The 12349-nt window shown below is 68.4% G+C and carries 8 protein-coding genes; 6 read left to right on the forward strand and 2 right to left on the reverse strand.

All coding sequences use genetic code 11. The features are described 5' to 3' along the window. Positions 1 to 16: 16 nt before the first annotated feature. Positions 17 to 1444 carry an HNH endonuclease signature motif containing protein gene (locus QFZ65_RS15065; RefSeq protein WP_306912598.1) on the reverse strand — a complete coding sequence of 476 codons (1428 nt, stop codon included), beginning with the start codon at positions 1442 to 1444 and terminating at the stop codon, positions 17 to 19. Positions 1445 to 1660: 216 nt separating this feature from the next. Between QFZ65_RS15065 and QFZ65_RS15070 the strand changes: the two genes are divergently transcribed. The 3 genes from QFZ65_RS15070 (at position 1661) to QFZ65_RS15080 (ending at position 5141) form a co-directional block, all read left to right on the forward strand. Beyond that, on the forward strand, positions 1661 to 2359 hold the full coding sequence (locus QFZ65_RS15070; protein WP_306911513.1) for a nucleoside triphosphate pyrophosphatase: 699 nt from the start codon (positions 1661 to 1663) through the stop codon (positions 2357 to 2359). 158 nt (positions 2360 to 2517) lie between these two features. Then, positions 2518 to 4344: a biotin carboxylase N-terminal domain-containing protein gene (locus QFZ65_RS15075; RefSeq protein WP_306912599.1), complete on the forward strand. Its 1827-nt coding sequence runs from the start codon at positions 2518 to 2520 to the stop codon at positions 4342 to 4344. Positions 4345 to 4409: 65 nt separating this feature from the next. After that, positions 4410 to 5141 carry a glutamine amidotransferase gene (locus QFZ65_RS15080; RefSeq protein WP_306911514.1) on the forward strand — a complete coding sequence of 244 codons (732 nt, stop codon included), beginning with the start codon at positions 4410 to 4412 and terminating at the stop codon, positions 5139 to 5141. A gap of 187 nt (positions 5142 to 5328) precedes the next feature. On the opposite strand, the gene QFZ65_RS15085 is transcribed toward QFZ65_RS15080, so the two are convergent. Next, positions 5329 to 6738, reverse strand: coding sequence for an MFS transporter (locus QFZ65_RS15085; RefSeq protein WP_306911515.1), 1410 nt, complete (start codon positions 6736 to 6738; stop codon positions 5329 to 5331). A 287-nt stretch (positions 6739 to 7025) separates the two neighbouring features. On the opposite strand from QFZ65_RS15085, the gene QFZ65_RS15090 reads away from it, so the two are divergent. From QFZ65_RS15090 to QFZ65_RS15100, 3 genes are read left to right on the forward strand one after another with little or no spacing between them, the layout of a single operon-like run. Next, positions 7026 to 8477: an MFS transporter gene (locus QFZ65_RS15090; protein ID WP_306911516.1), complete on the forward strand. Its 1452-nt coding sequence runs from the start codon at positions 7026 to 7028 to the stop codon at positions 8475 to 8477. A 1-nt stretch (position 8478) separates the two neighbouring features. Continuing rightward, complete coding sequence (locus tag QFZ65_RS15095; RefSeq protein WP_306911517.1) at positions 8479 to 10725, forward strand: molybdopterin oxidoreductase family protein; 2247 nt, start codon at positions 8479 to 8481, stop codon at positions 10723 to 10725. Then, entirely contained in the window at positions 10722 to 12287 is a 1566-nt protein-coding gene (locus QFZ65_RS15100; protein ID WP_306911518.1) for an FAD-dependent oxidoreductase, read from the forward strand. The genes QFZ65_RS15095 and QFZ65_RS15100 overlap by 4 nt, the downstream gene beginning before the upstream one ends. Positions 12288 to 12349: the final 62 nt, after the last annotated feature.

Below are 12349 nucleotides of genomic sequence, written 5' to 3' on the forward strand. Positions count from 1 at the left end.
ACGCTGTTCCGGAGGCTTAGGCCGCGTCGGACTCGTGACGCCGGTGCTGGGTCCGTTTGCGAGTCTTGGCATAGTGCCGGATTTCGCGCCGGAGGTGCAGGGTCGACGGGTCTGCGGATGCGACCGCGGGTACGGCGGCCACGCTTGTGCCTGCCGCTGCTGCCCGTACCGGTGTGCCGGGCAGGGGTGGCGCAGCGGAGTGGTAGCTGTGGCCGGTGGGGGTGGTTACTTCGACGGTGTGCCTAAGCTCTGGAGTCCCGGTGGGATCGGGGCGGGGCCGGCTTGTCCAGCCGGGGATTTCCTTGGTGTGGTTGCAGGCTTCGCAGAGGCCGGCTCCGTTGGCCGCGGTGGTTGGTCCTCCTTGGGCCCAGGGGAGGATGTGGTCCATGTGCCGGATCGGGGCGTCGCAGTACGGGGTGCGGCAGGTGTCGTCGCGGGCTTGGAGGAACCGGCGGAGCCCGGCCGGGAAAAGCCGGGCCTTGGAGTCCATCGCGACGAGGTCCCCGCTGCCGGGTGCGGTGTAGAGCCGCCGCACCCAGGTCTGCAGCTGCTCCAGACTGGTTGCCGTTGAGACCGAACCCGGGCCGCCGCGTTTGATGAGTTGGCGGGCCCAGCCGGCGGGGACGACGCCGTAGCCCGGAAGCCGGACGGGTTCGCTGTCGCCTTGAAGGAGGGTGCGGTCGGTCATGACGAGCTGGATTTCAATGCCGCTGATCCCGCCCGCCCGCCCGGTGCTCCGTTCGACCAGGGCGTCGGACGTCAGCTGACCCCGGGTGCGGGGGTCCCCGGCGGAGCGGGCGGTGTCGGCGTGCCGGGTCAACGCCGCGTAAACGGCGACGCCCTCGTCCACCGGCAGCAGGGCGGTCAGGTAGCACATGGTGTCGGGCGCCGGGCGCAGGCTGACGTGACGTTCGGTCGCGGCGTGCGCCGCTCGCTGCGTGACGGACCGCGGGTCCCGCCGGTACGAGGCGGCCCGGGCCGCGGCGATGATGGCGCGGTCCCCGGCGCCGGTGAAGGTGCCGGTGTCGGCGGCGAGTTCCTCGTCCACAGCAGCCCGGTCGGCGGCGGGCAGGCAGGCGGTTTCGCGCACGATCAGGGTGGCGCCCCATTCGTTGAGCTGCCCGGTCTCGAGCGCGGCGAGGGTGTGCGGCATTTCGGTCACGAGGGCTTTGGCGAGGCCCAGATGCCGAGAGCCGCGGGCCGGCGATTCCCGCCGGGCCAGGGCAATCTGTGCCGCGACGCCGGCGCCAAGCTGGTCGGCGGGCATCCCGGCGTCGGCTTGTTCACGGCGCTGGGCCAGGTCGAAGGCGACGGCATTCCGGGCCTGGCGGGCGGCCAGGGCGGACTTCATGTCTTCCAGTTCGCGTGTTTCGCTGATGAGTTCGGCGGCGCTGGCCGGGGCCGGCAGAGCGGCCAGGTTCCGCGTGAGGTCAGCGACGGTCATGCCTGCCGTCTGCACTGTGTCGTGCTCCTGCTCGTCGTGCTCCTGGCTGCCGTGCTCCCGCTTGCCGTCCATGGTTCAAGTGTCCCTGCGGGCTATGACATTTTATGGCCAACCGACACTGTTCGGGTATCCCGACGCTGTCTTCGACCGGACGCCGCTCGAAGGTGAGCCACACACGCCCCGCACGGACCAAGGGCCGTCGTCTAGGCTGGAACCGTGACCCGCCTTATCCTCGCCTCCCAGTCCCCCGCCCGCACCAAGCTGCTCAGCTACGCCGGCATCCGGCACGAAGTCCTCGTCTCGGACGTGGACGAGGACGCCGTCCAGGCCCGGTACGGTGTCACAGATCCGCACGACACCGCCCTGCTGCTCGCCCGGGCCAAAGCTGAGGCAGTGGCATCGCTGCCCGACGCGGAAGGCGCACTGGTGCTAGGCTGCGATTCGGTCTTCGAGTTCGACGGCGAGGCCCACGGCAAGCCGTACACGCCCGACGTCGCGAGGGAACGGATGCTGCGCATGAGCGGCAGCATGGGTGTGCTGCACACCGGCCATTGGCTTGTGGACTGCCGCGACACCGACGGTAACGCAGACGGCGAAAGCGCCCAGGCCGGTTCCGAGGGCCCCGGTACCGGCGCCACCCTGGGGTATGTCACGTCCGCCGAGGTGCACTTCATGGAGATGAGCACCGAGGAGATCGACGCTTACATCGCCACCGGGGAGCCGCTGCAGTGCGCCGGGTCCTTCACCATCGACGGCTACGGCGGGGCCTTCATCCGCAAGGTCGACGGCGATCCCCACACCGTCGTCGGGCTCTCCATCTCAACCCTCCGCGGCCTGCTCAGCCAAGCTAAAGTAAGCATCACCGAACTCTGGGCCGAAGGGGCGGTGGATCTGGCCGAGGTGCGCGCCGAGTGAGCCGTTTAGCAGTTCCTTTGTGGCAACCCTACAAAGACGGGGCCGTTTACGGGCGGATTCCGCAAGTAATATCAGCGGAACCCACAAAACCGCGCTAGGCTCCCTGAAGGAAAGAAGGAGACGCCTTGTCAGCAAATTCGGAGCAGTCCGCAAATCCCGTGCCGTCGTCAGCCACAGAATCGTCAGCCGCCGGCAACCATCGGCTGACCAAGGTGCTGGTCGCCAACCGTGGCGAAATCGCCGTACGGATCATCCGAGCCGCCCGCGACGAAGGCATCGCCTCCGTGTCGGTCTACGCAGACCCGGACCGGGACGCCCTGCACGTCAAACTGGCCGACGAGGCCTACTCCCTGGGCGGCAACACCGCAGCTGAGTCCTACCTGGTGATGGACAAGCTGATCGAAGTGGCACACCGCTCCGGCGCCGACGCCATCCACCCCGGCTACGGCTTCCTGGCCGAAAACGCCGAGTTCGCCGCCAAGGTGATCGCCGCCGGCATCACGTGGATCGGGCCCTCCCCCGAGGCCATCGCCGCCCTGGGCGACAAAGTCCAGGCCCGGCACATCGCCGAAAAGGTCGGTGCCCCACAGGTCCCCGGCACCGCCGACCCGGTGGAATCAGCCGAGGAAATCCTCGAGTTCGTGGACAAGTTCGGACTGCCGGTCGCCATCAAGGCGGCCTTCGGTGGCGGCGGCCGTGGCATCAAGGTGGCACGCAGCCGCGAGGAAATTCCCGAACTGTTCGAATCCGCGGTCCGCGAGGCTGTCGCCGCGTTCGGCCGCGGCGAGTGCTTTATTGAACGCTTCCTGGACGCCCCGCGCCACGTCGAAACCCAGTGCCTGGCCGACGCCCACGGCAACGTCGTGGTGGTCTCCACCCGTGACTGTTCACTCCAGCGCCGCAACCAGAAACTCGTGGAAGAAGCCCCTGCCCCCTTCCTGACCGAAGAGCAGAACCGGCGGCTCTACGAGTCCTCCAAGGCCATTCTCAAGGAAGCCGGCTACCTCGGCGCCGGGACCTGCGAATTCCTCGTGGGACAGGACGGCACCATCTCCTTCCTTGAGGTCAACACCCGACTCCAGGTGGAGCACTGCGTCTCCGAGGAAGTCACCGGTATCGACCTTGTCCGTGAACAGTTCCGGCTGGCCCGCGGCGAAGAACTCGGCTATGACGACCCCGAGGTCCGCGGCCACTCGATCGAATTCCGCATCACCGGCGAGGACCCGGGCCGGAACTTCATGCCCGCACCTGGCACGATTTCCCTGCTCAAGAACCCCACCGGCCCCGGCATCCGGATCGACTCCGGCGTCGAGCAGGGCGACGTCATCAGCGGCAACTTCGACTCGATGCTGTCCAAGCTCATCGTCACCGGCGCCACCCGCCCGCAGGCCCTGCAGCGGGCCCGCCGCGCCCTCGAGGAAATGGTGGTCGAGGGCATCCCCACCGTCATCCCGTTCGACCTCGCCGTCGTCAGCAACCCCGACTTCGCTCCCGTTGAGGGTCCGTTCAAGGTCCACACCCGCTGGATCGAGACAGCCTTTGTCAACGACATCCCCGCCTGGACGCCCAACGGCACCGATGCTGCAGCGGCCGACGCCGGCGATCGCCAGCGCGTCGTCGTCGAGGTCGGCGGCAAGCGGCTCGAGGTCGTCCTCCCGGCGTCGCTGGGTTCCCTTAACTCCGGTGGCGGGGGCGGGGCCAAGCCGGCCAAGTCCAAGAAGCGCTCCCGCGGGGGCGGGGCAGCAGCTGCGGCCAGCGGCAACGCTCTTACCTCCCCCATGCAGGGAACCATCGTCAAGGTGGCCGTCGCGGAGGGTGACACCGTTGCTGAAGGCGACCTCGTCGTCGTGCTTGAAGCCATGAAGATGGAACAGCCGCTCACCGCGCACCGGGCCGGAATCGTGACGGGCCTGTCCGCAACAGCCGGCGAGACCGTTTCCGCCGGCGCCGTCATCGCCATGATCGAAGACGTGGCGTCGGAGTAGTAGAGGGGCCGGGTAGCGGACGGTCCGGGTAGCGGAAGGACGGACCGGAACGGCACACTAGTTCCGTGAAGCCGTTCCTGCTCCTCGCCTCCCGGGCGGAAGACACCGCCGCCGACGACGAATACCGCGCCTACCTGCGCTATACCGGGCTGGCCGCGGCGCAGCTGCACCGGATCCGGATGGAGGCGGCCCCTTTGCCGCCACTGGAGCTCTCGGACTATTCGGGTGTGATCGTCGGCGGCAGCCCGTTCACCTCCAGCGACCCGGAAGATCAGAAAACTGCCGCCCAGCAGCGCGTGGAGCGCGAACTCTCCGCGCTGCTGGACCGGATCGTGGCTGAGGATTTCCCGTTTCTGGGCGCCTGCTATGGGGTCGGCACGCTGGGCCTGCATCAGGGCGCGGTGATTGACCGGACCTACGGCGAAGGACTGGGCGGCGTCACCATCAAACTGACCCCCGAGGGGTTGAACGATCCCCTGCTCAAGGGCCTGCCGGAGGAGTTCACGGCGTTCACCGGCCACAAGGAGGGATGCACCGTCCTGCCGCCGCACGCGGTTCTGCTGGCGAGCTCCGCCGCCTGCCCTGTGCATATGTTCCGGATCAAGACGAACCTCTATGCCACCCAGTTCCACCCGGAGCTCGACGCCGAAGGGCTGATCACCCGGATCGACATCTACCGCCATGCCGGGTACTTCCCGCCGGAATCGGCCGAGATGCTGATGGAAGATGCCCGGCAGTTCGTTGCCACGGAGCCGATGAAAATCTTGGAGAACTTCGTGGAGCGGTACGCCAGCTGAGGGCCGGCGGAAGGGCCCAGGTCTGGACCGCGCCCGGGTCTGGACCGCCGTCGATTCCGGGAGGGCCCGGCCCTAAGGCCCGTGAAGGCACAAAGAAGCCCGGTGTGCTCAACACACCGGGCTTCTTCTTCCGTACAGGTTCGCCGGAACCAGCCTCAGGGATCAGTCCCAGGAACGACGGGGAGGGTCAGGCTACGTTGTTTTCGTAGTCCAGGTCGCGGGTTTCCTTGCTCAGGAACAGGGCGATGAGCGTCAGGACCGACATGACGGTGAGGTAGACACCCACCAGCACGGGGCTGCCCTTCGCCATTTCCCAGAGCCAGACGGCGATGAACGGCGCCACGGCTGCGCCCAGGATGCTGGAGACGTTGTAGCTGACGGCTGAGCCGGTGTAGCGGACGTTGGTCGGGAACAGCTCCGGGAGCAGCGCACCCATCGGGCCGAACGTCAGGCCCATGAGGGAGAAGCCGATGATGAGCAGGGCCATGGTGCCCACGAAGCCACCACTGAAGAGCGGGACGAACAGCAGGCCGAAGACGAAGATGCCGGCGGTGACTGCCAGCAGCATCTTACGTCGGCCGTACTTTTCGGCCAGCGGGCCGGAGACCAGGGTGAAGATTCCGAAGAACACGACGCCGGCGATCAGCATCCAGAGGAAGTCGTTGCGGGAGTAGCCCAGGCCGGGGACGAACGCGGCTGCGGCCGCCTCGGTCATCGGCTTGCCGGCCTTCTCGGCTGCGGCCTGCGCGCCGGCCAGGGTCGGCTTGGTGCCGTAGGTCAGCGTGAACGTGGTCATCAGGTAGAAGAGCACGTAAGTGGCCAGCATGATGAAGGTGCCCAGGATCAGCGGACGCCAGCTGGTCTTGAAAACGCGGCCCAGCGGCAGCTTGGCGACCTCGTTGGACTCCAGGACCTTGGTGAAGGCCGGGGTTTCGATTAGCTTGAGGCGGACATATAGGCCGATGATGACCATGACCGCGCTGACCAGGAACGGCACGCGCCAGCCCCAGTCGGTGAAGGCCTGCGGCGACAGCGTGTAGCTGAAGACCAGGAAAAGCACGTTGGCGATGATGAAGCCGATCGGGGCGCCCAGCTGCGGGAAGGTGCCGTAGATGGCGCGCTTGTTCGCAGGGGCGTTCTCGGTGGCCAGCAGGGCCGCGCCGCTCCATTCGCCGCCGAGGGCCAGGCCCTGGGCGAAGCGCATGACCACCAGCAGGGCCGGCGCCCAGAACTCCCAGCCCGGGACGAGTGCGGTGGGCAGGCAGCCGATCAGGAAGGTGGCGATTCCCATCGTCAGCAGCGAGGCTACGAGGGTGCCCTTGCGGCCGAACTTGTCACCGAAGTGGCCGAAGACGATTGAGCCGAGCGGGCGGGCGATGAACGCGACGCCGAAGACGGCGAAGGAGCTCAGAAGCTGGGTCGTCTCGTTCTGGCCGGGGAAGAACAGCCGGGGGAAAACGAGGACAGCGGCCGTGGCGTAGACGTAGAAGTCGTAAAACTCGACGGTGGTGCCGATCAGGCTGGCCACGATGACGCGGCCGCGCGAGTTCACCTGCGTGGCGGAACCATGCCCCGAGGAGGTTGCAGTGGATGACATGTAGGAACGCTTTCTTGATGACCGGACAGTTCTAGCGCAGGGTCCGGGTGAGAAGAGGATATGAGGCTTACATATTAGTTCCGCAGGTCCATCGTATGGACAAACGTCTCAGTATTCGGACGCCCGGAGCCGTCTCACGTGATGGTCACCACACTACGCCGTCCGGAAGCCTCACGCCCTTCGAGGAGCGCCGATAGGCAAACGTCACAGCGCGTTAACAAAAGGCGCCGGTCCCGGAAACGCGGCTTGCCTACCTTGGGAGGACAACATCCCCCAAGGAGGTCTCCGTGACTGCTGAACGCACCTCAAGCGCCGAAGCCGGCGCAACTGCCGCTTCCGGCACCACTGCCACTTCCGGCACTACTACAGGCGTTACCACCAGCAGCGGCCCGGCCCTCGAGTACCGCCCGGGCCGCTGGATCGCCAACTGGGATGCCGAGAACAAGGACCAGTGGGAAACCATCGGCCGCCCTATTGCGCGCCGCAACCTGAACTGGTCCATCTTTGCCGAGTTCCTGGGCTTTGTGGTCTGGCAGCTCTGGTCGATCGTGGTGGTGCAGCTGCCCGCGGCCGGATTCACCTTCAGTACCTCGGAGATTTTCTGGCTGATCTCCATGCCCAGCCTGGTGGGCGCCACGCTGCGCATCCCGTACACCTTCATGGTCCCCCGCTTCGGCGGCCGTAACTGGACCATCGTCTCCGCCATGCTGCTGTTGCTCCCCTCGGCCGGACTCGCCCTGTGCGTCTCCAACCCGGAGACCCCGTTCGGCACCATGCTCCTGGTGGCGGCCCTCGCCGGCTTCGGCGGCGGCAACTTCGCCAGCTCCATGGCCAACATCACCTTCTTCTACCCCGCTAGGGAAAAGGGCTGGGCGCTGGGACTGAACGCCGCGGGCGGAAACCTCGGTGCCGCCGTCGCACAGCTGGCGGTTCCGATCGTCATCACCCTCCTGGCCGCGGGCACCGTGAACCTGCCCATGGCGGGCCTCATGTGGATCCCGCTGATCCTGCTCGCCGCCTTCGGCGCCTGGAAAAACATGGACAACCTCACCAGCGCCAAGGGCGACGTCGCCGGCTCGCTTGCCGCGCTGAAGGAACCGCACCTGTGGATCATGGCGCTGCTGTACATCGGCACCTTCGGCTCCTTCATCGGTTTCGCGGGCGTTTTCCCCAAACTCATCAAGGACTACTTCCCGGCGTTCTCCTCGATCGGCGTCGGCACCGTGGCACTCTCGCTGGCGTTCCTCGGCCCGCTGGTCGGCTCCCTGGCGCGCCCCTACGGCGGCCGGATGGCCGACCGCATGGGAGGTGCCCGGATGACGGTCACCGCGTTCGCATCAATGGCCGTGATCACGCTGACCATGATCTGGACCCTTCCGCTGAAGAACTTCTGGCTCTTCCTGGCCCTCTTCCTGATGCTCTTCACTGCCAGCGGCTTCGGCAACGGAGCCACCTACCGGATGATCCCCGTCATCTTCGCCACCTCCAGCCGGGCAGCCAAGTCCGGCGCCAGCACGGTGGCCACCCAGCGCCTCGCCTCCTCGGCACTGGGTCTGGTCTCGGCCATCGGCGCCTACGGCGGTTTCGTCATCCCGCAGGTACTGAACGCCTCCAACACCGCCAGCGGCTCCTACACCCCGGCGTTCTACGGCTTCGTCGGCGCGTACGTCCTGATGCTCACCGTCTGCTGGGCCTGCTACATCCGCAACGCCAATCGAAACGCGATGGGACACGTCTAACATGACCAACAGCGCCGACACGCACTGCCCTTACTGCGCCCTGCAGTGCGCCATGACGCTTACGTCCCGTGCGGCTCCGGCCCCGGCTCTCCAGCCGGGGCCGGAGCCCGTGCCGACCGCTGGCTCCTCCCTCGTTGAGGCGCCCCTTGAGGTCACCGGACGGGATTTCCCGACCAACCGCGGCGGCCTCTGCCGCAAGGGCTGGACCTCCGCCTCGCTGCTGAACCACAGCGGCCGGATCACCGAACCGCTGCTCAAGGGCGCCGACGGCGTCCACCGTCCGATCGGCTGGGACGAGGCCCTGGAGCTCATCGCCGCCGCAGTCAAGACCACCCGCGCCCGGTACGGCGCGGACGCCGTCGGAGTCTTCGGCGGCGGCGGGCTGACCAACGAGAAGGCCTACCAACTCGGCAAGTTCGCCCGGCTGGCCCTCGGCACCTCCCGGATCGACTACAACGGCCGGTTTTGCATGTCCTCGGCCGCCGCGGCCGGAATGCGGGCCTTCGGCCTGGACCGCGGGTTGCCCTTCCCGCTGGCGGACCTCGACGCCGCCAGCACCATCCTGATGCTCGGCTCCAATGTCGCCGAGACCATGCCGCCGTTCGTGCAGCACCTGCAGGGCGCGCGCGACGCCGGCGGCTTGATCGTGGTGGACCCCCGCCGCTCGGCCACCGCCGCTTTCACGTCCGACGGCGGCGGCCTGCACCTCGCGCCGCTGCCCGGCACGGACCTTGCCCTGCTGCTTGGCCTCTCCCACGTGGTGATCCACGAAGGCCTCGCGGACGCCGATTTCATCGCCGCCCGCACCACCGGCTTCGAGTCCGTGGTCCGCAGCGTGGCCGGCTTCTGGCCGGAGCGTGTGCAGTCCCTCACCGGAGTGCCCGCCACCCTCATCCGGGACGCCGCCCGGCGGCTGGCCGACGGCGCCCGCCACGATGGCAGCTACATCCTCACCGGCCGCGGCGTGGAACAGCACGTCGACGGGACGGACACTGCCACGGCCGCCATCAACCTCTCGCTCCTGCTGGGGCTGCCCGGCTCCGCCCGCAGCGGCTACGGCACACTGACCGGCCAGGGCAACGGCCAGGGCGGCCGTGAGCACGGCCAGAAAGCGGACCAGCTCCCCGGCTACCGCAAAATCACCGATCCCGCTGCCCGCGCTCACGTGGCCAGGGTATGGGGCGTCCCTGAGTCGCTGATCCCCGGAGCCGGGGTGCCCGCCGTCGAACTTCTGAAGTCTTTGGGACAGCCCGACGGCGTCCGGTGCCTCTTCGTACACGGCGCCAATGTGGCGGTGTCCGCGCCGGACGCCAACGCAGTGATCAAGGGACTGCGCAGCCTGGACTTCCTGGTGGTGTGCGACTTCTTCCGGTCCGAGACCGCCGCCGAGGCGGACCTCATCCTGCCCGTGACCCAGTGGGCCGAGGAGGAAGGCACCCTTACCAACCTTGAGGGCCGCGTGCTCCGCCGCCGCCGCGCCCTCGCTCCCCCGCCCGGCGTGCGCACCGAGCTGTGGATTATGAACCGGCTGGCCGAGGCCCTGGATGCGCCGTCCACGTTCAGTGCGGACCCGGAGACGGTCTTCGAGGAGCTCCGGCTCGCATCCGCCGGCGGCCTGGCCGACTACTCCGGGATCGACTACGCCATGCTGGACCGCGGGGAGGCAGCCTACTGGCCCTACCCCGCCGGCAGCACCGGCACGCCCCGGCTGTTCCGGGACTCCTTCGCCCACGCCGACGGCCGGGCCGTGTTCACCCCGGTGACGCCCCGCCGTCGTAGGGCTTCTGCGGCGGGAGCCACGGCGGCCAAGGCCGGCTGGGCGGGCGCTGATCGACGCGGAACACCGATGACCCTGATCACGGGCCGGCTGATGGAGCACTACCAGTCCGGCGCGCAGACCCGCCGGGTGGCCGCCCTTGCGGCCGCCCAGCCCGAAGCCAGGCTGCAGATCCATCCCTCGGCCGCCGCCGCGCAGGGCATCGCCGCGGGCGACTTCGTCTCCATCTCTAACGAGCGCGGCGAGGTCAGCTGCCGGGCGGAACTCAGCACGGACATCCGGCCCGAGACGGTGTTCCTGCCGTTCCACTTCCCGGAGCTGGAGAGTGCCAACCGACTCACGGAAGCCGCAACCGATCCGATTTCCGGAATGCCGGAGTTCAAAACCAGCCAGGTGTGGGTCCGGCCAGAAATCGTTTCCAGTGCCGGTGCCGTGCACGCGAGCGTTCCCCAGATGGAAGGTGCCTCATGACTGAGCGGATTGTTGTGGTGGGCTTCGGGCCGGTGGCCGCGCGGCTGATTGACGAGCTGCTGCCGGCGGTGCGCAGCGGGCTGGCGCAGCTGACGGTGGTCGGCGAGGAAGCGGAGGCGGCGTACAACCGCGTGCTGGTGGCGGATCTTGGCGTGGGCCGGACTACGGCGTCTGCGCTGGCGCTGTCCGAGGCGGCCGCACTTGTTGCCGACGGCGTCGACGTTCGGCTCGGCGTCCGCGTCCGCCGCGTGGACCGCGCGCGGCAGCGGCTGATCCTCAGCGACGGCACCTCCCCCGGTTACGACCGGCTGGTCTTCGCCACCGGCTCCCGTCCGGTGATTCCCAACCTCACCGGGCTGAACCCTGACCCGGCTTCCCCGGTGCTGCCGCCGGGCGTGACCGCGCTGCGCGACCTGCGTGACGCCGCGGTTCTGCGGGCGGCGGTGTCGGGCGGCAAGCGTGTAGTGGTTCTCGGCGGCGGGGTCCTTGGCCTGGAGACGGCGCTGGCCGCGGCCGAGGAAGGCGCCACCGTGACCGTGGTGCACAACGGGCCGCACCCGCTGGGCCGCAACATCGACCGCGGTGGCGGCGCCGTCCTGGCCGCAAGCCTGCGGAGCTGCGGCGTCCGGGTGGCCGGCAACGCGCGGTCGGTCGGGCTGGAACACAACGGGCCTGACGGCGGTTTTTCGGCGTTGCTGCTGGACGATGGTTCCGCGATCGACGGCGACCTGCTGGTGCTCTCCTGCGGCGTCCGCCCCCGGACGGAGCTGGCGGAAGGCTGTGGACTCTCGACGGCGGCCGGGATCCTGGTGGACCACAAACTTCGGGCACACCACGAGCCGCACATCTTCGCGATCGGCGACTGCGCCGAGGTCCGCTGCCCGGAGCCGGAGTGCGTGGAGTGCCGGACCGCGCGTGGGCCGTCCGGGCTGGTGGGGCCGGGCTGGCGGCAGGCCGAATGGCTGGCCGACTACCTGACCCTGCTGGCATCCGGGGCTGTTTCGGAGGCCGACGAGTTGACTCCGTTGCCTGCGGAAAAGCCGGGCGTGATCGTTCTCAAGGCCCGCGGGATGAACATGGCCGTGGCCGGCGAGGTTGCCTCAGAACCGTGGGATGAGGAGGTGCTTTGTGGCGGGGCGGCTGCTGGCCGGGCCCGGTTGCAGATAGCCCAGTGGGCCGACCCCGAGCACGGCCGCTACGTAAAGATGACCACGCGTGCAGGTGTCCTCGAGGGGCTCGTGTCCGTGGGGATGCCCAGGACAGCGGCTGAGCTGGTCCAGCTGTTTGAACGCGGCGCGGAGCTCCCCGCGGATAGATCTCTATTGCTGCGGCTGGACGGGCCCGACCAAGCAACGTATGCGGGTGCGGCCGACCCGGAGCGGACCGTGTGCCGGTGCGCGGGCGTGAGCGGGACGAAGATTGCCGCGGCCGTTGCTTCCGGCTGCGGGACGGTGGCGGAGGTTTCCGGCGCGACGCGGGCCGGTACGGGGTGCGGAGGATGCCACGAGGACATCAAGGGGCTCATCGAGAAGCACTTCCAGGGGGTGGCGGCGTTGGGGTAGTTACCTCATCGCCGCCACGTTGCCCTACCCGCCGAACTCCGGCTGTCCAGCTTGGACCGATG

The sequence above is a fragment of the Arthrobacter sp. B3I9 genome, from assembly GCF_030816935.1.
Lineage (GTDB): Bacteria > Actinomycetota > Actinomycetes > Actinomycetales > Micrococcaceae > Arthrobacter.

What these genes read in the sequence shown, in the direction of transcription:
- QFZ65_RS15065 (WP_306912598.1), bottom strand. Translation starts at nt 1,444, where the DNA reads ATGACCGTCGCTGACCTCACGCGGAACCTGGCCGCTCTGCCGGCCCCG.
- QFZ65_RS15085 (WP_306911515.1), bottom strand. Translation starts at nt 6,738, where the DNA reads ATGTCATCCACTGCAACCTCCTCGGGGCATGGTTCCGCCACGCAGGTG.
- QFZ65_RS15095 (WP_306911517.1), top strand. Translation starts at nt 8,479, where the DNA reads ATGACCAACAGCGCCGACACGCACTGCCCTTACTGCGCCCTGCAGTGC.
- QFZ65_RS15100 (WP_306911518.1), top strand. Translation starts at nt 10,722, where the DNA reads ATGACTGAGCGGATTGTTGTGGTGGGCTTCGGGCCGGTGGCCGCGCGG.